General features: G+C 58.3%; 20 protein-coding genes. 16 read left to right on the top strand and 4 right to left on the bottom strand.

Annotation, left to right across the window (positions count from 1 at the left end):
• Positions 1 to 107: 107 nt before the first annotated feature.
• From gyrB to dnaA, 4 genes are read right to left on the bottom strand one after another with little or no spacing between them, the layout of a single operon-like run.
• The gene (gyrB, locus tag FS665_RS05675) at positions 108 to 2,528 is read right to left on the bottom strand and encodes a DNA topoisomerase (ATP-hydrolyzing) subunit B (protein WP_145184668.1); all 2,421 of its coding nucleotides are present in this window, start codon (positions 2,526 to 2,528) and stop codon (positions 108 to 110) included.
• 4 nt (positions 2,529 to 2,532) lie between these two features.
• A complete protein-coding gene (gene recF, locus FS665_RS05670) occupies positions 2,533 to 3,636 on the bottom strand; it encodes a DNA replication/repair protein RecF (RefSeq protein WP_145184665.1) in 1,104 nt (367 codons plus the stop codon).
• Between the two features lie 15 nt (positions 3,637 to 3,651).
• Positions 3,652 to 4,755 (bottom strand): DNA polymerase III subunit beta, encoded by a 1,104-nt coding sequence (gene dnaN, locus FS665_RS05665; protein ID WP_145184662.1) that lies wholly within the window; start codon positions 4,753 to 4,755, stop codon positions 3,652 to 3,654.
• A 40-nt stretch (positions 4,756 to 4,795) separates the two neighbouring features.
• On the bottom strand, positions 4,796 to 6,331 hold the full coding sequence (dnaA, locus tag FS665_RS05660; protein WP_145184659.1) for a chromosomal replication initiator protein DnaA: 1,536 nt from the start codon (positions 6,329 to 6,331) through the stop codon (positions 4,796 to 4,798).
• A 584-nt stretch (positions 6,332 to 6,915) separates the two neighbouring features.
• On the opposite strand from dnaA, the gene rpmH reads away from it, so the two are divergent.
• The 16 genes from rpmH to atpG all read left to right on the top strand — a co-directional run bounded on the left by rpmH (position 6,916) and on the right by atpG (position 20,970).
• Positions 6,916 to 7,050, top strand: a complete 135-nt coding sequence (rpmH, locus tag FS665_RS05655) for a 50S ribosomal protein L34 (protein ID WP_003253163.1) — start codon at positions 6,916 to 6,918, stop codon at positions 7,048 to 7,050.
• Between the two features lie 13 nt (positions 7,051 to 7,063).
• The gene (gene rnpA, locus FS665_RS05650; protein WP_145184991.1) at positions 7,064 to 7,468 is read left to right on the top strand and encodes a ribonuclease P protein component; all 405 of its coding nucleotides are present in this window, start codon (positions 7,064 to 7,066) and stop codon (positions 7,466 to 7,468) included.
• Positions 7,461 to 7,706 (top strand): membrane protein insertion efficiency factor YidD, encoded by a 246-nt coding sequence (yidD, locus tag FS665_RS05645; protein WP_145184656.1) that lies wholly within the window; start codon positions 7,461 to 7,463, stop codon positions 7,704 to 7,706. Before rnpA ends, yidD begins: the two co-directional genes overlap by 8 nt.
• 2 nt (positions 7,707 to 7,708) lie before the next feature.
• A complete protein-coding gene (yidC, locus tag FS665_RS05640; protein ID WP_145184653.1) occupies positions 7,709 to 9,385 on the top strand; it encodes a membrane protein insertase YidC in 1,677 nt (558 codons plus the stop codon).
• A gap of 86 nt (positions 9,386 to 9,471) precedes the next feature.
• Entirely contained in the window at positions 9,472 to 10,842 is a 1,371-nt protein-coding gene (mnmE, locus tag FS665_RS05635) for a tRNA uridine-5-carboxymethylaminomethyl(34) synthesis GTPase MnmE (protein ID WP_145184650.1), read from the top strand.
• Positions 10,843 to 11,341: 499 nt separating this feature from the next.
• The gene (gene mnmG / locus FS665_RS05630) at positions 11,342 to 13,234 is read left to right on the top strand and encodes a tRNA uridine-5-carboxymethylaminomethyl(34) synthesis enzyme MnmG (RefSeq protein ID WP_145184647.1); all 1,893 of its coding nucleotides are present in this window, start codon (positions 11,342 to 11,344) and stop codon (positions 13,232 to 13,234) included.
• Positions 13,231 to 13,881, top strand: a complete 651-nt coding sequence (gene rsmG / locus FS665_RS05625; RefSeq protein ID WP_145184644.1) for a 16S rRNA (guanine(527)-N(7))-methyltransferase RsmG — start codon at positions 13,231 to 13,233, stop codon at positions 13,879 to 13,881. Before mnmG ends, rsmG begins: the two co-directional genes overlap by 4 nt.
• 18 nt (positions 13,882 to 13,899) lie before the next feature.
• Positions 13,900 to 14,691 carry a ParA family protein gene (locus FS665_RS05620; RefSeq protein WP_145184642.1) on the top strand — a complete coding sequence of 264 codons (792 nt, stop codon included), beginning with the start codon at positions 13,900 to 13,902 and terminating at the stop codon, positions 14,689 to 14,691.
• Between the two features lie 9 nt (positions 14,692 to 14,700).
• Entirely contained in the window at positions 14,701 to 15,573 is an 873-nt protein-coding gene (locus FS665_RS05615) for a ParB/RepB/Spo0J family partition protein (RefSeq protein WP_145184639.1), read from the top strand.
• 149 nt (positions 15,574 to 15,722) lie between these two features.
• A complete protein-coding gene (locus tag FS665_RS05610; protein ID WP_145184636.1) occupies positions 15,723 to 16,130 on the top strand; it encodes a F0F1 ATP synthase subunit I in 408 nt (135 codons plus the stop codon).
• A gap of 16 nt (positions 16,131 to 16,146) precedes the next feature.
• Positions 16,147 to 17,016 carry a F0F1 ATP synthase subunit A gene (gene atpB / locus FS665_RS05605; RefSeq protein ID WP_136917296.1) on the top strand — a complete coding sequence of 290 codons (870 nt, stop codon included), beginning with the start codon at positions 16,147 to 16,149 and terminating at the stop codon, positions 17,014 to 17,016.
• A 143-nt stretch (positions 17,017 to 17,159) separates the two neighbouring features.
• The gene (gene atpE, locus FS665_RS05600; RefSeq protein WP_003097235.1) at positions 17,160 to 17,417 is read left to right on the top strand and encodes a F0F1 ATP synthase subunit C; all 258 of its coding nucleotides are present in this window, start codon (positions 17,160 to 17,162) and stop codon (positions 17,415 to 17,417) included.
• Positions 17,418 to 17,475: 58 nt separating this feature from the next.
• Positions 17,476 to 17,946 carry a F0F1 ATP synthase subunit B gene (locus tag FS665_RS05595; protein WP_027917106.1) on the top strand — a complete coding sequence of 157 codons (471 nt, stop codon included), beginning with the start codon at positions 17,476 to 17,478 and terminating at the stop codon, positions 17,944 to 17,946.
• A 12-nt stretch (positions 17,947 to 17,958) separates the two neighbouring features.
• Positions 17,959 to 18,495 carry a F0F1 ATP synthase subunit delta gene (locus FS665_RS05590; RefSeq protein WP_133325642.1) on the top strand — a complete coding sequence of 179 codons (537 nt, stop codon included), beginning with the start codon at positions 17,959 to 17,961 and terminating at the stop codon, positions 18,493 to 18,495.
• 21 nt (positions 18,496 to 18,516) lie between these two features.
• The gene (gene atpA, locus FS665_RS05585) at positions 18,517 to 20,061 is read left to right on the top strand and encodes a F0F1 ATP synthase subunit alpha (protein WP_145184633.1); all 1,545 of its coding nucleotides are present in this window, start codon (positions 18,517 to 18,519) and stop codon (positions 20,059 to 20,061) included.
• 48 nt (positions 20,062 to 20,109) lie between these two features.
• Positions 20,110 to 20,970: a F0F1 ATP synthase subunit gamma gene (atpG, locus tag FS665_RS05580; protein WP_145184630.1), complete on the top strand. Its 861-nt coding sequence runs from the start codon at positions 20,110 to 20,112 to the stop codon at positions 20,968 to 20,970.
• The last annotated feature ends 16 nt before the right edge of the window (positions 20,971 to 20,986 follow it).

Here is a 20,986-nt window from a genome sequence, read left to right as displayed (position 1 = left end):
ACGTGGAACATTCCGCTTTTGGCCAAGCATCAGCGACCACCGCTGATGCTCATAAAAAAGCCCGCTAACGCGGGCTTGAGTTGAGCGGCTTGATTAGCACTCGCTGATCAGAAGTCCAGGTTCGACACCGACAGCGCGTTGCTCTCGATGAAGTCGCGACGCGGTTCCACCGCATCGCCCATCAAGGTGTTGAAGATCTGGTCGGCGGCAATCGCATCCTCGATGGTTACCTTGAGCATGCGACGCACGGTTGGGTCCATCGTGGTTTCCCACAGCTGCTCAGGGTTCATTTCGCCCAGACCCTTATAACGCTGAATGGTGTGGCGCTTGGTGCTCTCGTTCATCAGCCAGTCCAGTGCTTCCTTGAACTCGGTGATCGATTTGCGACGCTCACCGCGCTTCACGTACGCACCTTCACCCAGCAGGGTCGACAACTTGGCCCCGATGTTGACGACCGTACGGTAGTCATTGCTGCCGAAGAAGTCGCGGTTGAAGGTCACGTAGCTGGCCAGCCCGTGGGAAGTGACCTCGACTTCCGGCAGCCAGACATTTCGCTCTTTGTCTTCGCGCAGGCTTGCTTTGTAGGCCAAGCCCGAAGATTGGCAATGATCGAGGCGCTGTTGGAACTTGGCGAGCCAAGCCTGCATCACGCCGTGGTCACCCAACTGCTCCAGGGTCACTTCCGGCAAGTAGATGAAGTGCTCGGTGATGTCTTGCGGATACAGACGAGACAGACGCTTGAGTGTCTTCATCACGCTGCGGAATTCGTTCACCAAGGTTTCCAACTGAACGCCCGAAACGGCTGGCGCCGATTCGTCCAGGTGCAGGCTGGCATCTTCGAGGGCCGACTGGGTCATGTATTCTTCCATGGCCTCGTCATCCTTGATGTACTGCTCCTGCTTGCCTTTCTTGACCTTGTACAACGGCGGCTGAGCAATGTAGATGTAGCCCCGCTCGACCAACTCCGGCAACTGACGGAAGAAGAAGGTCAGCAACAGCGTGCGGATGTGCGAACCGTCAACGTCAGCATCGGTCATGATGATGATGTTGTGATAGCGCAACTTGTCGATATTGTACTCTTCGCGGCCGATCCCGCAGCCCAACGCCGTGATCAACGTACCCACTTCCTGGGACGAGATCATCTTGTCGAAGCGCGCTTTCTCGACGTTCAGGATCTTGCCTTTGAGGGGCAGGATCGCCTGGGTGCGGCGGTTACGCCCTTGTTTGGCCGAGCCACCTGCGGAGTCACCCTCGACCAGATACAGTTCGGAGAGGGCAGGGTCCTTCTCCTGGCAGTCAGCCAACTTGCCTGGCAAGCCTGCGATATCCAACGCGCCCTTACGACGGGTCATTTCACGGGCTTTGCGTGCCGCCTCACGGGCGCGGGCAGCATCGATCATCTTGCCGACTACGGCTTTGGCTTCGTTAGGATTTTCCAACAGGAAATCAGCGAAGTATTTGTTCATCTCTTGTTCCACGGCGGTTTTCACTTCCGAGGAGACCAGCTTGTCTTTAGTCTGGGAGCTGAACTTTGGATCAGGCACTTTGACCGAAATGATCGCGGTGAGCCCCTCACGGGCGTCGTCACCGGTCGTGGCAACCTTGTTCTTCTTCGCCAAACCTTCCTGCTCGATGTAGCTGTTGAGGCTACGGGTCAGCGACGAGCGGAAGCCCACCAAGTGGGTACCACCGTCACGCTGCGGAATGTTGTTGGTGAAGCACAGCAGGTTTTCGTTGAAGCTGTCGTTCCACTGCAGGGCGATCTCTACGCCCACGCCATCTTCACGCTGCACATTGAAGTGGAAGACCTGGGAGTTGATCGGCGTTTTGTTGGTGTTGAGATACTCGACGAACGCGCTCAGGCCACCCTCGTATTTGAAGAATTCTTCCTTACCCGAACGCTCATCCTTAAGCAGGATGCCAACGCCGGAGTTGAGGAAGGACAGTTCACGGATCCGCTTTGCCAGAATATCCCAGCTGAAATGAATGTTCTTGAACGTCTCAGCCGAGGGTTTGAAGTGGATGTGAGTACCCGTGGTCTCACTGTCGCCAACGATCGCCATCGGTGCCTGAGGCACACCGTGGACATAGGTCTGTTCCCAGATCTTGCCACTGCGGCGTACGGTCAGGACGAGCTTTTCAGAAAGCGCGTTAACCACCGACACACCCACGCCGTGCAAGCCACCGGAAACTTTGTACGAGTTGTCGTCGAACTTACCGCCGGCATGCAGCACGGTCATGATGACCTCGGCTGCGGATACGCCTTCTTCTTTATGCACATCGACCGGAATGCCGCGACCGTTGTCGCGCACGCTGATGGACTCGTCCGGGTGGATGATGACAGTAATGTCGTCGCAGTGCCCTGCGAGGGCTTCGTCGATCGAGTTGTCGACCACTTCGAAGACCATGTGGTGCAGGCCGCTACCATCATCGGTGTCGCCAATATACATGCCGGGACGCTTGCGTACGGCGTCCAAACCTTTCAGCACCTTGATGCTGGAGGAGTCGTACGTTTGATTTTCGCTCATGCCTTCACTCCCGATGGTCGTGGGTCTGGGTGATACGGCCCTGTTCCACGTGGAACAAAGCAACCGGCGTATCCTTCTGCCAGCCTTCCCTCAGTAATTCTTGATCTACACAAGTGATGAACACTTGGCAGCGTAATTCTTCAAGCAAGCGGCACAATGCGCGGCGATGCTGGTCATCCAGCTCGGACGGCAGGTCGTCAACGAGATAAATACACTGGCCGCGTCTTGCCTGGCTAACGAGGTGCCCCTGGGCAATGCGCAGGGCGCAGACCACCAGTTTTTGCTGACCGCGGGAGAGAATGTCTGCTGCGTTGTTGGCAGCCAGACGTAAACGCAGATCAGCACGCTGTGGGCCGGCCTGGGTATGGCCCATTTGCTGATCGCGAAGGAGAGAGGATGCGAGTACTTCTTGCAGTTCGCGGTCCTTGTCCCAGCCTCGGTAATAGCTCAGGGTCAGCCCGTCCAGCTCAACCAGCTCGCTCAGGGTTTGCTCGAAGACGGGCTTCAAGGCCTTGATGTAATTGCGACGGTATTCATCTATTTCCGCGCTGGCCAGGCATAACTCCCGGTCCCAGGCGGCTTGCGAAGCTGGGTCAAGTGTACCATGCCGCAACCATGAGTTCCGCTGCCGCAATGCCTTCTGAAGGCGTTGCCAGGCTGGGAGAAACCGAGGTTCCACGTGGAACACTCCCCAGTCGAGGAACTGCCTTCTGATCTTTGGAGCGCCTTCCAACAGGCGAAAACTGTCCGGGTTGATCAGTTGCAATGGCAGCAACTCGGCCAGTTGAGCAGCACTTCTGGCGTTCTGGCCATCGATGCGAATGGTGAACTCGCCCGCCCGCTCGCGATATACACCCAAGTTACTGCTGCCTCCCTCGGCCAGCTGCACCTCACCGAAAACGGTACAGGCCGCTTGCTCGTACTGAATGACCGGGTTGAGCCGGGTGCTGCGAAACGACCGAGCCAGCCCTAGCAGGTGCACGGCCTCAAGCACGCTGGTCTTGCCGCTGCCGTTGGCGCCGTAGAGGATGTTGATGCGAGGAGAGGGTGAGAGCGTCACCGGGTGCAGATTGCGCACCGCGGTGACCATGATACGGAGAAGGGACATGTCGCCTGCTACAAGTTACAGACGCATCGGCATGACAACATAAGAAGAATCATCATTGCCAGCCTCCTGCAACAGCGCACTGCTGTTGGAATCGGACAGGATCAGACGAACCTGCTCGGTGGTCATCACGCCCAGTACGTCCAACAAATAGCTCACGTTGAAGCCGATCTCCAGCGAGCTACCATCGTAGTCAACGCTGATTTCTTCCTCAGCCTCTTCCTGCTCAGGGTTGTTCGCCTGAATCTTCAGCTGGCCAGCGGCCAGTTGTAGACGAATGCCGCGGTACTTTTCGTTGGACAGAATCGCGGTGCGGCTGAATGCTTCCCGCAGCGCCTGACGATCGCCGATCACCAACTTGTCACCGCCTTTAGGCAGCACGCGCTCATAGTCCGGGAATTTGCCATCAACGAGCTTGGAGGTGAAAGTAAACTCGCCGGTAGTAGCGCGGATGTGGTGCTGGCCCAAGACGATGCTGACCATGCCTTCTGGATCTGTAAGCAGGCGCGCCAGTTCGAGAATCCCTTTGCGCGGGACGATCACCTGGTGGCGGTCATCCTGTTCGATCGGTGCACTCATCGAGCAGAGTGCCAAGCGGTGGCCATCGGTGGACACTGCGCGCAGCGTGTTGCGCGATACTTCCAGAAGCATACCGTTGAGGTAGTAGCGAACGTCCTGCTGCGCCATGGCAAAGCTGGTGCGTTCGATCAAGCGCCGCAGCTTGTTTTGCTCAAGGTTGCAGGTGAGCGAGCCGGGACCTTCTTCCACTGTCGGGAAGTCATTGGCTGGCAACGTCGACAGGGTGAAGCGGCTGCGCCCAGCCTTGACCAGGAGCTTTTGCTCATCGACCTTGATATCGATCAGCACGTCGTTTGGCAGGCTCTTGCAGATGTCCATGAGCTTGCGCGCCGGCACAGTGATTTCGCCAGGCTCGGCCGGCTCTTCCAGTTGTACGCGGCCCACCAGTTCGACTTCCAGGTCGGTGCCGGTCAACGACAGCTGCTGGCCCTGTACGACCAGCAAGACGTTGGACAGCACCGGCAAGGTCTGACGGCGCTCGACGACACCGGCGACCAGTTGCAGAGGTTTCAACAGGGCTTCGCGTTGAATGGTGAAATGCATGGTCTAGTCCCTTGCCTTCAATGAGCTGCGCTGGCGACGCTCAGGTCGTCAGCGTGCGCAGCAGGTTCTTGTAGTCCTCGCGGATATCCGCATCGGATTCTTTCAATTCGTTGATCTTGCGACAGGCGTGCAACACTGTGGTGTGGTCGCGTCCACCGAACATGTCGCCAATCTCTGGAAGGCTGTGGTTGGTCAGCTCTTTGGACAGGGCCATGGCCACCTGCCGAGGGCGTGCTACCGACCGCGAGCGACGCTTGGACAACAGATCGGAGATCTTGATCTTGTAGTACTCAGCGACAGTGCGCTGAATGTTATCCACACTGACCAGTTTGTCCTGCAACGCCAACAGGTCCTTCAAGGATTCGCGGATCAGCTCGATGGTGATGTCGCGGCCCATGAAGTGCGAATGAGCGATGACCCGCTTCAAGGCCCCTTCGAGTTCACGCACGTTCGAGCGGATGCGCTGAGCGATGAAGAAGGCGGCATCATGCGGCAGTTCGACCTTGGCCTGGTCGGCCTTCTTCATCAGGATCGCAACGCGGGTTTCCAACTCTGGCGGTTCGACGGCAACCGTCAAACCCCAGCCGAAACGCGATTTCAGACGTTCCTCAAGACCTTCGATTTCCTTCGGGTAGCGGTCGCTGGTGAGAATTACCTGCTGACCACCCTCGAGCAGGGCATTGAAGGTATGGAAAAACTCCTCCTGCGAGCGCTCCTTACGGGCGAAGAACTGGATGTCATCGATCAATAGCGCGTCGACCGAGCGGTAGAAGCGCTTGAATTCATTGATCGCGTTCAACTGCAGCGCTTTGACCATGTCGGCGACGAATCGCTCCGAATGCAGGTAGACCACCTTGGCATTCGGATTTTTTTTCAGCAGGTGGTTACCCACAGCATGCATGAGGTGGGTTTTGCCCAAACCGACGCCGCCATAAAGGAACAGCGGGTTGTAACCATGTTTGGGGTTATCGGCCACCTGCCAGGCGGCAGCGCGGGCCAGCTGGTTCGACTTACCTTCCACGAAGGTCTCGAAGGTAAAGGTACGGTTCAAATAGCTAGTGTGCTTGAGCGCACCTTCGACCTGCACAGTCCGTTGCTCGGTGCGCGTGGAGGCGGCAGGCGCAGCACTGCTATCAGCCATGGAATCGAAACTGTCACGCGACACCGCCTGGCTGACATCGTTGTGCACTGGCTCTGCGGCGGGCGCAGGCGCAGCTTCTGCTACAGCGGCAGCTGCGGGCGCCGGGGTCTGCTGCACCTGGGTCTGTGCGAGCGAAGCGGCCATCGCGGCGCTGACCGGCGCATTGGGTGCCGCACGCGGCGCCGAGCTGCGACGGCTGCCTATCAATAAGGAAAGGGCAGGCGCGATGCCGCTGCCGTTTTCACCCAACAGCTCGAGCAGACGGCCGAGGTACTTTTCATTCACCCAGTCGAGAACGAAGCGATTGGGCGCGTAGACGCGCAACTCGTCGCCTTCAGCTTCGACCTGTAACGGACGGATCCAGGTGTTGAATTGCTGGGTAGGCAGTTCGTCACGCAGAAGCTCCACGCACTGCTGCCAAAGTTCCACTGACACGGAAATCCCCTGAGTTTAAAGCCGGATGAGGCAAAACAAACCGCCATTGTACCGGGCGAGCGCCGACTTATCCACATGTGGAAACGGTCGAAGCCGTGGTTAATCAGCCATTTGCCGGCATATTTACCTTGATCGCACTGTGAATAAACCCTGTGGATAACGCCGCCTGAGGGCTATGCACAACCCTACCTGCAAATCTGTTGATAACTCCGCTGTGGATAACCCCATCTCTTGTCCACAGCCTTTGCGCAGGACCAGCACAGCCGCAGCACCGGAAACAGACAACTTTTCAAAACTCTGTACAGCCCGAGGATAGAGGCCTACAGAGGTTTATCCACAGAAGGTTGTCCACATAAGATTTATAAGTTCTTCAGAAAAGCTTTTTATATGCCTCTTCTTATTTTTCATGTTTAGCCTCCGTTTGCCAGCATGATCACGCCGTGAGCAGGCGATGACCAGGGCAACGCCTTCTATAGGAAAGGTTGGTTGGAAATTGACCTACGGGCTTGCTTTCTCTAGAATCGCCGATCTCTTAAAAAGGGGGCCATCCCGGCCCGTAGTCGACAAACCCAGGTAACAACGCCATGAAACGTACTTTCCAACCAAGCACCATCAAGCGCGCTCGCACCCACGGCTTCCGTGCCCGTATGGCTACCAAGAACGGCCGTGCTGTTCTGTCGCGTCGTCGCGCCAAAGGCCGTAAGCGTCTGGCCATTTGATTTTTCGGCACAGGTGGTGAGTCAGGACTTCAGTCGGGAAAAGCGACTGCTTACACCCCGGCACTTCAAAGCGGTCTTCGACTCCCCAACCGGCAAGGTTCCAGGGAAAAACCTGCTGATCCTTGCTCGCGAGAACGGCCTGGATCACCCGCGCCTTGGCCTGGTGATCGGCAAGAAAAGCGTCAAGCTCGCCGTTCAGCGCAATCGCCTCAAGCGCTTGATGCGCGATTCCTTCCGGCTCAACCAACGCTCGTTGGCTGGCCTGGACATAGTGATCGTCGCGCGCAAGGGATTGGGTGAGATAGAAAACCCGGAATTGCACCAACACTTTGGCAAGCTCTGGAAACGCCTGGCGCGCAGCCGGCCCAGTCCAGCGGCAAACGCCGATCCCGCAGGGGTAGACAGTCAAGATGCGTAAACTGGTCCTCGTTCCGATCCAGTTTTACCGTTACGCCATCAGCCCACTGATGGCCAGTCACTGTCGTTTCTACCCCAGTTGCTCCTGTTACGCTCTTGAAGCCATTGAAAACCATGGCGTCTTGCGTGGCGGGTGGCTAGCCGTTCGTCGCCTGGGGCGTTGCCATCCGTGGAATGACGGCGGTTTCGATCCCGTTCCCCCCGCTCCTTCCTCCCGAACTTCTTCGATAGCCGAGTAATCATGGATATTAAACGCACGATCCTGATCGTCGCCCTGGCAATCGTGTCCTACGTCATGGTCCTGAAATGGAACGATGACTACGGCCAGGCTGCCCTGCCGACTCAGAATACTGCTGCCAGCACCCCTGCACCGGCATTGCCGGATGGCGTTCCGGCCGGTAGCGCCAGCGCCGATGTGCCAAGCGCCACTACCGAATCCAGCCCTGCAGAACTGGCGCCTGTCGCAGTCAGCAAGGACCTGATCAGGGTCAAGACCGACGTCCTGAACCTGGCTATCGATCCAGTTGGTGGTGACATCGTTCAGCTGAACCTGCCGCTGTATCCACGTCGTCAGGACCATCCGGATATTCCGTTCCAGCTGTTCGACAACGGTGGCGAGCGCGTATACCTGGCCCAGAGCGGCCTGACCGGCGCAAACGGTCCGGATGCACGTTCCAGCGGCCGCCCGCTGTATGCCGCCGAGCAGAAAAGCTACCAGTTGGCCGATGGCCAGCAGCAGTTGGTGGTCGATCTGAAGTTCAGCGACAACGGTGTCAACTACATCAAGCGCTTCAGCTTCAAGCGTGGTGAGTACGACCTGGGCGTCAGCTACCTGATCGACAACCAGAGTGGTCAAGCCTGGAACGGCAACATGTTTGCCCAGCTCAAGCGTGATGCCAGTTCCGATCCGTCCTCGAGCACTGCCACCGGTACCGCCACCTATCTGGGTGCGGCCATGTGGACCGCTTCCGAGCCTTACAAAAAGGTCTCGATGAAGGACATCGACAAGGGCAGCCTGAAAGAAAATGTGTCCGGTGGCTGGGTTGCCTGGCTGCAGCACTACTTCGTGACGGCGTGGATTCCAGCCAAGTCGGAAAACAATGTCGTTCAGACGCGCAAGGACAGCCAGGGCAACTACATCATCGGTTACACCGGCCCGACCCTGAGCGTACCGGCTGGCGGCCAGGTTGAAACCACTGCCATGCTGTATGCCGGTCCGAAGATCCAGTCCAAGCTCAAGGAGCTGTCGCCTGGCCTCGAACTGACCGTCGACTACGGCTTCCTGTGGTTCATCGCTCAGCCGATCTTCTGGCTGTTGCAACATATCCACAGCCTGCTCGGCAACTGGGGCTGGTCGATCATTGTGCTGACCATGCTCATCAAGGGCCTGTTCTTCCCACTGTCGGCGGCCAGCTACCGCTCCATGGCGCGCATGCGTGCCGTGTCGCCGAAGCTCGCTGCGCTGAAGGAACGCTTCGGTGACGATCGCCAGAAGATGTCCCAGGCGATGATGGAGCTGTACAAGAAAGAGAAGATCAACCCGCTGGGCGGCTGCCTGCCGATCCTCGTGCAGATGCCGGTCTTCCTGTCGCTGTACTGGGTGCTGCTGGAAAGCGTCGAGATGCGCCAGGCGCCGTGGATCCTGTGGATCACCGACCTGTCGATCAAGGATCCGTTCTTCATCCTGCCGATCATCATGGGCGCTACCATGTTCATCCAGCAGCGTCTGAACCCGACGCCACCGGATCCGATGCAAGCCAAGGTGATGAAAATGATGCCAATCATCTTCACCTTCTTCTTCCTGTGGTTCCCGGCAGGTCTGGTGCTGTACTGGGTTGTGAACAACTGCTTGTCGATCGCACAGCAGTGGTACATCACCCGCCGTATCGAAGCAGCGACCAAAAAAGCCGCTGCATGACGGGCTGGTGCACTAGCCTGTGAATAAAAACGCTCCTTCGGGGGCGTTTTTGCTATCTGTCGTTTTTGTCGTAGAGGCTTTCGAACATGACTACTGTGCGTGAGACCATCGCTGCCATCGCCACCGCCCAGGGCCGCGGGGGGGTCGGTATCGTCCGTCTGTCGGGGCCGTTGGCCAGCGAAGCAGGCAAGTTGATCACCGGCCGTAATTTGACGCCCCGCCACGCTCACTATGGGCCGTTTCGCGATGAGCAGGGCCTGGTGCTGGACGAAGGCATCGCGCTGTTCTTCCCCGGGCCGAATTCGTTCACGGGCGAGGATGTGCTCGAGCTGCAGGGCCATGGCGGCCCGGTGGTGCTGGATATGCTGCTGCAACGGTGTGTACAAGTGGGCTGCCGTCTGGCCCGGCCAGGGGAATTCAGTGAGCGCGCATTTCTCAACGACAAGCTCGACCTGGCCCAGGCTGAGGCCATCGCCGACCTGATCGAGGCCAGTTCCAGTCAGGCGGCTCGCAACGCACTGCGTTCGCTGCAAGGTGAGTTTTCCAAACGCGTACATCAGCTCACCGAATCACTGATCGCGCTGCGTATCTATGTGGAAGCGGCGATCGATTTTCCTGAAGAAGAAATCGACTTTCTTGCTGATGGCCATGTTTTATCCATGCTCGACACCGTGCGTGCCGAGTTGTCCAAGGTGCAGCGCGAAGCGGGTCAGGGCGCGTTGCTGCGCGATGGCATGACCGTGGTCATCGCCGGCAGGCCGAACGCTGGCAAATCGAGCTTGTTGAACAAACTGGCCGGACGCGAAGCGGCCATCGTCACCGACATTGCTGGCACCACCCGTGACATCCTTCGCGAACATATCCACATCGACGGCATGCCGCTGCATGTGGTCGATACAGCCGGCTTACGCAGCACCGACGATCATGTGGAAAAGATCGGTGTGGAACGCGCCTTGAAAGCCATTGGCGAGGCTGACCGAGTGTTGCTGGTGGTCGACTCCACCGCACCTGAAGCAAGTGATCCTTTCGCCTTGTGGCCTGAATTTCTCGACCAGCGGCCTGATCCGAGCAAGGTCACGCTGGTTCGTAACAAGGCTGACCTCAGCGGTGAGCGCGTGGCCCTGGAGCAGGGCAGTGACGGCCCTGTCACCATTACCCTGAGCGCCAAGCAGGACGATCAGGGACTGCAGCTGCTACGCGATCATCTCAAGGCATGCATGGGTTATGAACAGACGGCCGAGAGCGGTTTCAGTGCGCGCCGACGCCATCTGGATGCATTGCGTCAGGCCAGTGCGCACCTGGAACATGGCCGTGCACAGTTGACCCTGGCCGGCGCCGGCGAGCTACTGGCCGAGGATTTGCGACAGGCGCAGCAGCAGCTGGGTGAGATAACCGGCGCGTTCAGCTCTGACGACCTGCTCGGTCGAATTTTCTCCAGCTTCTGTATCGGCAAATAATCCACAAGGCTGTGCGTCACGCCGCTCCATCAGGAGCGGCTTTTTTTTGCCTGTGATTTACCGCTCGTCGGCAGATGACATCCGTAGGCGTCATCCACAGGCTGAAATCGATGATCAGGAGCTCTGTGGAAAACTCCACTTCAGCCCAGTTGATAAGCGGGCCTTTTCACTGAGGACAAATCCGTCTGTGGGTAAATAGCGGTTTAATCCACAGGCTCCAGACCGTTATCCAGAACCCTCAGGCGGGTTAAGCCACAGGGTTTATTTTCTCTACAGATCACGGGATTCAAGGCCTACAGATGGTTATCCACAGAAGTTGCTGTGCATAAGAATAAACATAAAAACAAAGCTTTTTTAATTTTTTCCTCTTTAATTTCTGTTGTGCGCCATTCATCCACAGCCTGATCAAAATTTGCTCAGACGGTTTCTTTAACGAGGGTGAAGTCCCTATACTTGTCGGCTTACCTTCTCTATTTGCAAAACAGGCACGAGGTGCGTGGTGGATTTCCCTTCCCGTTTTGAAGTGATCGTCATCGGCGGCGGCCATGCCGGTACCGAGGCTGCGCTTGCGTCAGCACGCATGGGTGTGAAAACCCTGCTGCTGACCCATAACGTGGAAACCCTCGGTCACATGAGCTGCAACCCAGCCATCGGTGGCATCGGCAAAAGCCATCTGGTCAAAGAAATAGATGCACTCGGCGGTGCCATGGCGCTCGCCACCGACAAGAGCGGCATTCAGTTTCGCGTGTTGAACAACCGCAAGGGCCCGGCAGTACGCGCTACCCGGGCTCAGGCGGATCGCGCCATCTACAAGGCCGTGGTGCGCGAGATCCTGGAGAACCAGCCGAACCTGTGGATATTCCAGCAGTCCTGTGACGACCTGATCGTCGAGCAGGACCAGGTCAAAGGCGTGGTCACGCAAATGGGCCTGCGCTTTTTCGCCGAATCGGTGGTGCTGACTACCGGCACATTCCTCGGGGGCCTGATCCACATCGGTCTGCAGAATCACTCCGGTGGCCGCGCCGGTGATCCTCCCTCGATTGCCCTGGCGCAGCGCATGCGCGAGTTGCCGATCCGCGTCGGCCGTTTGAAAACCGGAACGCCGCCGCGCATCGATGGGCGCTCCGTGGACTTTTCGGTGATGACCGAACAGCCAGGTGATACGCCGATTCCGGTCATGTCGTTCATGGGCGATGCTGCCATGCACCCGCGCCAGGTCAGTTGCTGGATCACCCATACCAACGCCCGTACCCACGAGATCATCGCCTCGAACCTTGACCGTTCGCCGATGTATTCCGGGGTCATCGAAGGGGTTGGCCCACGCTATTGCCCATCGATCGAAGACAAGATTCACCGCTTTGCCGACAAGGAAAGCCACCAGGTGTTCATCGAGCCGGAAGGCCTGACCACCCACGAGCTTTATCCCAACGGCATTTCGACTTCGCTGCCGTTCGATGTGCAGTTGCAGCTGGTGCGCTCGATCCGCGGTATGGAAAATGCCCACATCGTGCGCCCGGGCTACGCCATCGAATATGACTACTTCGACCCTCGCGACCTGAAGTACAGCCTCGAGACCAAAGTCATCGGCGGTCTGTTCTTCGCGGGTCAGATCAACGGCACCACAGGTTACGAAGAGGCCGGTGCCCAAGGCCTGCTGGCCGGCACCAACGCCGCGCTGCGTGCCCAAGGCCGTGAAAGTTGGTGCCCGCGGCGTGACGAGGCTTACATCGGGGTGCTGGTCGACGACCTGATCACCCTCGGTACCCAAGAGCCGTACCGGATGTTCACCTCGCGTGCTGAGTACCGACTGATCCTGCGTGAAGACAACGCCGACTTGCGCCTGACCGAGAAAGGCCGCGAGCTGGGCTTGATCGACGATCGACGCTGGGCGGCGTTCTGCGCCAAGCGCGAGGGCATCGAGCGTGAGGAACAACGGTTGAAGACGACGTGGGTGCGCCCGAATACTGCACAAGGCCAAGCCATTGTGGATAAGTTCGGTACACCGTTGAGCCATGAGTACAGCCTGCTCAATCTGCTGGCGCGCCCTGAGATCAACTACGCAGGGCTGATCGAGGCCACCGGTGGAGCTTCAATCGATCCACAGGTCGCCGAGCAGGTCGAGATCAAGACCAAATATGCCGGTTATATCGATCGCCAGCAGGACGAGATCGCGCGGCTGCGCGCCAGTGAAGATACCCGCCTGCCTGTGGATATCGATTACTCGACAATTTCCGGGCTGTCCAAGGAAATCCAGGGCAAGCTTGGCCAGACTCGGCCGCAGACGCTGGGTCAGGCTTCACGTATCCCAGGCGTTACGCCGGCGGCCATCTCGCTGTTGTTGATTCATTTGAAAAAACGCGGCGCTGGCCGCGAATTGGAGCAGAGCGCTTGAGTTCCTTGGTCACCCCGCACCACGCTGAAGAGTTGTCCACAGGCGCACGTGAGCTGGGCGTTCAGCTCAGCCCTGAGCAACACGAGAAACTGCTGGGCTACCTGGCCTTGTTGATCAAATGGAACAAGGCCTACAACCTCACCGCCGTGCGCGACCCCAACGAGATGGTTTCGCGCCATTTGCTCGACAGCCTGAGCGTCATGGCCTTCGTCGAACCTGGTCGTGACAGCTGGCTGGATGTGGGCAGTGGCGGCGGCATGCCGGGTGTTCCCCTGGCGATCTTGCACCCACACAAGCAGGTAACGGTGCTTGATGCCAATGGCAAGAAGACGCGTTTCCTCACCCAGGTGAAAATGGAACTGAAACTGGACAACCTGTCGGTTATCCACAGCCGCGTCGAGGCCTTCCAGCCGGCGGTGCCGTTCAGCGGCATCATCTCCCGCGCCTTCAGCAGCATGGAGAACTTCACCAACTGGACCCGCCATCTTGGCGACACCGGGACGCAATGGCTTGCAATGAAGGGGCTGCATCCTGCCGATGAACTGGTAGCATTGCCCGCAGACTTCACAGTGGAAAGCGAGCAGGCCCTGACCGTTCCGGGTTGCCAGGGCCAGCGCCATCTGCTGATACTGCGCCGCAAGGCTTGATTGGGAACACACGCAACAATGGCTAAGGTATTCGCAATCGCGAACCAGAAAGGTGGCGTCGGCAAGACCACCACCTGTATCAACCTCGCAGCATCGCTGGCCGCGACCAAGCGTCGTGTGCTGCTGATCGACCTCGATCCGCAGGGCAACGCGACCATGGGCAGCGGCGTCGACAAACACGAACTCGAACACTCGGTCTACGACCTGCTGATCGGGGAATGCGACCTTGCCCAGGCCATGCACTATTCCGAGCATGGTGGTTTCCAGCTGTTGCCGGCCAACCGCGACCTGACGGCGGCGGAAGTGGTGCTGCTGGAAATGCAGGTCAAGGAGAGCCGCCTGCGTAACGCGCTGGCGCCGATCCGCGACAACTACGATTACATCCTCATCGACTGCCCGCCGTCGTTGTCGATGCTCACGCTCAACGCCCTGGTCGCCTCCGATGGCGTGATCATTCCCATGCAGTGCGAGTACTACGCGCTGGAAGGTCTGAGCGACCTTGTGGATAACATCAAGCGCATCGCAGCCCGGTTGAACCCGGAGTTGAAGATCGAGGGCCTGCTGCGGACCATGTACGATCCGCGTCTGAGCCTGAACAACGACGTTTCGGCCCAGCTCAAGGAGCATTTCGGCGAGCAGCTGTACGATACCGTCATCCCGCGCAATATCCGTCTGGCTGAGGCACCCAGCTTCGGCATGCCGGCACTGGCGTATGACAAGCAATCGCGTGGCGCCTTGGCGTACCTGGCCCTGGCCGGTGAGCTGGTGCGCCGTCAACGCCGTCAATCACGCACTGCACAGACAACTTAAGGAATCCGCATGGCCGTTAAGAAACGGGGTCTCGGACGCGGGTTGGATGCACTGCTCAGTGGTCCTTCCGTGAGCGCGCTCGAAGAGCAGGCTGTGAAGATCGACCAGAAAGAACTGCAGCACCTGCCGGTCGGGCTGATTCAGCGTGGCAAATACCAGCCGCGCCGTGACATGGACCCCGAGGCGCTGGAAGAACTGGCTCACTCGATCCGCACCCACGGCGTCATGCAGCCGATCGTGGTGCGCCCGATCGGCGACAGCCGCTACGAGATCATCGCCGGTGAGCGGCGCTGGCGCGCCACCCAACAGGCGGGTCTGGACACCGTGCCGGCGATGGTTCGTGAGGTGCCCGACGAAGCGGCGATCGCCATGGCGCTGATCGAGAACATCCAACGCGAGGACCTCAACCCGCTCGAAGAGGCCCTGGCGCTGCAGCGCCTGCAGCAGGAGTTCGAACTGACCCAGCAACAGGTCGCCGAAGCTGTCGGCAAATCGCGGGTGACCGTGGCCAACTTGTTGCGCCTGATCTCCTTGCCGGAAGCGATCAAGACCATGCTCGCCCACGGCGATCTGGAGATGGGCCATGCCCGTGCTTTGCTCGGCCTGGAGGAAGATCGCCAGGAAGAGGGGGCGCGTCATGTTGTCGCACGTGGGCTGACCGTGCGCCAAACCGAGGCACTGGTCCGTCAGTGGCTCAGCGGCAAACCTGAGCCGGTCGAAGCGAGCAAACCTGATCCGGATATCGCCCGCCTTGAACAGCGGCTCGCAGAGCGCTTGGGCTCTGCGGTACAGATACGTCATGGGAACAAGGGCAAAGGCCAGTTGGTTATTCGCTACAACTCGCTTGACGAGTTGCAGGGCGTGCTGGCTCACATCCGTTGAAACAATTCCCGTTGTAGCGCGCAGTCGGAAATCACTACCGAAGAGTTGAATAGGGGGGCATCCACCCCTATACTCTGCGCGCATTTTGTCGGCACAAATTATGCCAAGTCATGGCTGACTTGTTAGTCGACTTCCGAGGAGCAGTTGTGATGGAAATACGCACGCCAAACCGCCTGCCTTTCCATCGCTGGGCGGTTTTTCCGGTACTGCTGGCTCAATTCGTCGTACTACTGCTGGCATCTTTGTTGGTGTGGCAGTGGAAAGGGGCGGTCAGTGGATATTCAGGCCTTTGCGGAGGTTTGATTGCCTGGCTGCCCAACGTGTATTTCGCCTGGAAGGCTTTTCGCTTCAGCGGAGCTCGGGCGGCACAGGCCATCGTCAAGTCGTTTTACGCTGGCGAGGCAGGCAAGATGATTTTGACGGCAGTGCTTTTTGCACTGACCTTCGCAGGAGTGAAGCCATTGGCGCCGCTGGCAGTATTCGGCGTCTTCGTGTTGACCCTTTTGGTCAGCTGGTTCGCGCCCCTGCTGATGAATAAAAGACTTTCGAGACCTTAGGGCGTTTGAGGCAACCATGGCAGCAGAAACCGCTTCGGGCTATATCCAGCACCACTTGCAGAACCTGACCTACGGTCAACTACCAGACGGCAGCTGGGGCTTTGCCCATTCGGCTGCAGAAGCCAAGGCAATGGGCTTCTGGGCGTTCCACCTGGACACCCTGGGTTGGTCCGTCGCATTGGGTCTGATCTTCCTGTTCATCTTCCGCATGGCGGCCAAGAAGGCGACTTCCGGCCAACCGAGCGGTCTGCAGAACTTCGTGGAAGTGCTGGTGGACTTCGTCAACGGCAGCGTGAAGGATTCCTTCCACGGCCGTAGCCCGGTGATCGCTCCGCTGGCGCTGACCATCTTCGTCTGGGTGTTCCTGATGAACGCCATCGACCTGGTACCGGTCGACTGGATTCCTCAGCTGGCCATCCTGATCTCCGGTGACCCGCACATTCCGTTCCGCGCCGTGTCGACCACCGACCCGAACGCGACCCTGGCCATGGCCTTCTGCGTGTTCGCCCTGATCATCTTCTACAGCATCAAGGTCAAGGGCCTGGGCGGCTTCATCGGTGAGCTGACCCTGCACCCGTTCGGCAGCAAGAACATCTTCTTGCAGATCCTGCTGATTCCGGTCAACTTCCTGCTCGAATTCGTCACCCTGATCGCCAAGCCGATCTCGCTGGCACTGCGTCTGTTCGGCAACATGTACGCCGGCGAGCTGGTGTTCATCCTGATCGCCGTGATGTTCGGCGCCGGCATCCTCTGGCTCAGCGGCCTGGGTGTGGTGCTGCAGTGGGCGTGGGCCGTGTTCCACATCCTGATCATCACCCTGCAAGCTTTCATCTTCATGATGCTGACCATCGTCTACCTGTCGATGGCCCATGAAGATAACCATTAAGACCGCCTGGCGTGTCTTGTAGCCTTCCCCGCTCGTTTGGGGGGAGGGCTTTAAAAGTCCGCAAGGGCAGCTGTTCCAAACGATTTGTTTTACCGCTTCAAACTAAAAACCTAACCAATACGACGTAAAAGTCGGGAGGAAAGATGGAAACTGTAGTTGGTCTGACCGCTATCGCTGTTGCTCTGCTGATCGGCCTGGGTGCTCTGGGTACCGCCATTGGTTTCGGCCTGCTGGGCGGCAAATTCCTGGAAGGCGCTGCGCGTCAGCCAGAGATGGTTCCGATGCTGCAGGTCAAAATGTTCATCGTTGCCGGTCTGCTCGACGCCGTAACCATGATCGGTGTTGGTATCGCTTTGTTCTTCACCTTCGCGAACCCCTTCGTTGGTCAGATCGCCGGCTAATCACTCGTTTCTTACGAGTTGATTGGTGTGATGGACAAAGACCGAGCGAGGTGTTGGCGTGAACATTAATGCAACCCTGATTGGCCAATCCGTTGCTTTTCTGATTTTTGTACTCTTCTGCATGAAGTACGTATGGCCTCCGGTCATCACTGCTCTGCAAGAGCGCCAAAAGAAGATTGCAGACGGCTTGGACGCTGCCAACCGCGCAGCTCGCGACCTGGAGCTGGCCCAAGAGAAAGTGGGTCAGCAACTGCGTGAAGCGAAGGCACAGGCAGCTGAAATCATCGAGCAAAGCAAGAAACGCGCTGCTCAGCTAGTCGAGGAAGCCCGTGACCAGGCCCGCGTCGAAGCTGACCGTGTGAAGGCTCAGGCTCTGGCCGAGATCGAACAGGAACTCAACAGCGCTAAAGACGCCCTGCGTGCCCAAGTGGGTGCCCTGGCGGTTGGCGGTGCTGAAAAGATCCTTGGCGCCACAATCGATCAAAACGCGCATGCGGAGCTGGTTAACAAACTGGCCGCTGAAATTTAAGCGAGGGCGATCATGGCAGAACTGACCACGTTGGCCCGACCTTACGCTAAGGCTGCCTTTGAGCATGCCCAGGCCCATCAGCAACTGGCCAATTGGTCAGCCATGCTCGGCCTGGCTGCTGCGGTGTCGCAAGACGACACCATGCAGCGCCTGCTCAAGGCCCCGCGACTGACGAGCGCAGAAAAGGCCGCCACGTTCATTGACGTGTGCGGTGACAAGTTCAATGCACAGGCACAGAATTTCATTCATGTTGCCGCGGAAAACGACCGTCTCCTGCTTCTGCCGGAGATTGCCGCGCTGTTCGACCTGTACAAGGCCGAGCAAGAGAAATCCGTGGACGTGGAAGTCACCAGTGCCTTCGCGTTGGACCAAGAACAGCAAGACAAACTCGCCAAGGTTCTCAGTGCACGGCTAGGCCAGGAAGTTCGCCTGCACGCGTCGGAGGATGCCAGCCTGATTGGCGGCGTCGTCATCCGCGCTGGTGACCTGGTAATCGATGGCTCTGTTCGCGGCAAAATCGCGAAACTGGCCGAAGCATTGAAATCTTGAGTTTGAAGGGGCAGCAGAGCAATGCAGCAACTCAATCCTTCCGAAATTAGTGAAATCATCAAGGGCCGCATCGATAACCTCGATGTGAGCTCCCAAGCCCGTAACGAAGGTACCGTTGTTTCGGTATCCGACGGTATCGTGCGGATCCACGGTCTGGCCGACGTCATGTACGGCGAAATGATCGAGTTCCCTGGCGGCGTCTACGGCATGGCCCTGAACCTGGAGCAAGACTCCGTTGGTGCAGTGATCCTGGGTGGCTATGACACCCTCGCCGAAGGCATGAGCGCCAAGTGCACCGGCCGCATCCTGGAAGTTCCAGTTGGTAAGGAACTGCTGGGTCGCGTCGTCGACGCACTGGGCAACCCAATCGACGGTAAAGGTCCTCTGGGCAACACCCAGACCGACGCGGTCGAAAAAGTTGCTCCAGGCGTGATCTGGCGTAAATCGGTAGACCAGCCTGTTCAGACTGGCTACAAGTCCGTCGACGCCATGATCCCAGTCGGCCGTGGCCAGCGTGAGCTGATCATCGGTGACCGTCAGATCGGCAAGACCGCCATGGCCATCGACGCCATCATCAACCAGAAAGACTCCGGTATTTTCTGTGTGTATGTGGCTGTCGGCCAGAAGCGCTCCACCGTTGCCAACATCGTTCGCAAGCTGGAAGAAAACGGCGCCCTGGCCAACACCATCGTGGTCGTTGCCAGCGCCTCGGAATCCGCCGCACTGCAGTTCCTGGCGCCCTACGCCGGCTGCACCATGGGCGAGTTCTTCCGTGACCGCGGTGAAGACGCCCTGATCGTTTACGACGACCTGTCCAAGCAGGCTGTTGCCTACCGTCAGATCTCCCTGCTGCTGCGCCGTCCACCAGGACGTGAAGCGTACCCAGGCGACGTGTTCTATCTCCACTCCCGTCTGCTGGAGCGTGCGTCGCGCGTTTCGGAAGAATACGTCGAGAAGTTCACCAACGGCGCAGTCACTGGCAAGACCGGTTCGCTGACCGCCCTGCCGATCATCGAAACCCAGGCTGGCGACGTTTCCGCGTTCGTTCCGACCAACGTGATTTCCATCACCGACGGTCAGATCTTCCTGGAATCGGCCATGTTCAACTCGGGCATCCGCCCTGCAGTGAACGCCGGTGTTTCGGTATCCCGTGTAGGTGGTGCCGCTCAGACCAAGATCATCAAGAAACTGTCCGGTGGTATCCGTACCGCACTGGCTCAGTACCGTGAACTGGCTGCATTCGCCCAGTTCGCTTCCGATCTGGACGAAGCGACCCGCAAGCAGCTGGAACATGGTCAGCGCGTAACCGAGCTGATGAAGCAGAAGCAGTACGCGCCAATGTCGATCGCTGACATGGCCCTGTCGCTGTACGCCGCTGAGCGTGGTTTCCTGACTGACGTGGAAGTCTCCAAGGTCGGTAGCTTCGAGCAAGCGCTGATCGCCTTCTTCAACCGTGATCACGCCGACCTCATGGCGAAGATCAACGTGAAGGGTGACTTCAACGACGAAATCGATGCTGGTCTGAAAGCCGGTATCGAGAAGTTCAAGGCCACCCAGACCTGGTAAGCCGCAGCGGGGGCCCTGGCCCCCGCTTGCTAACCTGATAGGTGATACATGGCAGGCGCAAAAGAGATTCGCAGTAAGATTGCGAGCATCAAAAGCACGCAAAAAATTACCAGCGCCATGGAGAAAGTGGCGGTCAGCAAGATGCGCAAGGCACAAATGCGCATGGCTGCTAGCCGTCCTTACGCGGAGCGTATCCGCCAGGTGATCGGTCATCTGGCCAACGCCAACCCGGAATACCGCCACCCGTTCATGATCGAGCGCCCTGTGAAGCGCGCCGGTTATATCGTGGTGAGCAGTGACCGTGGTCTGTGCGGTGGCTTGAACACCAACCTGTTCAAGGCCCTGGTCAAGGACATGAACGCAAACCGCGAACAGGGCGTTGAAATCGACCTGTGCGTGATTGGCAGCAAGGGTGCGACTTTCTTCCGCATCTTTGGCGGCAATGTCGTAGCCGCGATCAGCCACTTGGGCGAAGAGCCGTCGATCAACGATCTGATCGGTTCCGTCAAAGTCATGCTGGACGCCTACCTGGACGGCCGTATCGATCGCCTCTCGGTGGTTTCGAACAAGTTCATCAACACCATGACCCAACAACCGACGGTCGAGCAATTGGTACCGTTGGTGGCAACCCCGGATCAGGATCTCAAGCATCACTGGGACTATCTGTACGAACCCGACGCAAAAGAGCTGCTGGACGGCTTGATGGTGCGTTACGTGGAGTCGCAGGTGTACCAGGCGGTGGTCGAGAACAACGCTGCTGAACAAGCGGCCCGGATGATCGCCATGAAAAACGCCACAGACAACGCCGGTGATTTGATCAAAGAGCTGCAGTTGATCTACAACAAGGCGCGTCAGGCTGCGATCACCCAGGAGATCTCGGAAATCGTCGGCGGCGCTGCCGCGGTTTAACGGTTCAAAAATTCAG

The organism is Pseudomonas sp. URMO17WK12:I11 (assembly GCF_007677725.1).
In the GTDB taxonomy this organism is placed as follows: Bacteria; Pseudomonadota; Gammaproteobacteria; order Pseudomonadales; family Pseudomonadaceae; genus Aquipseudomonas.
This window is presented reverse-complemented; position numbering and strand designations above follow the sequence as displayed.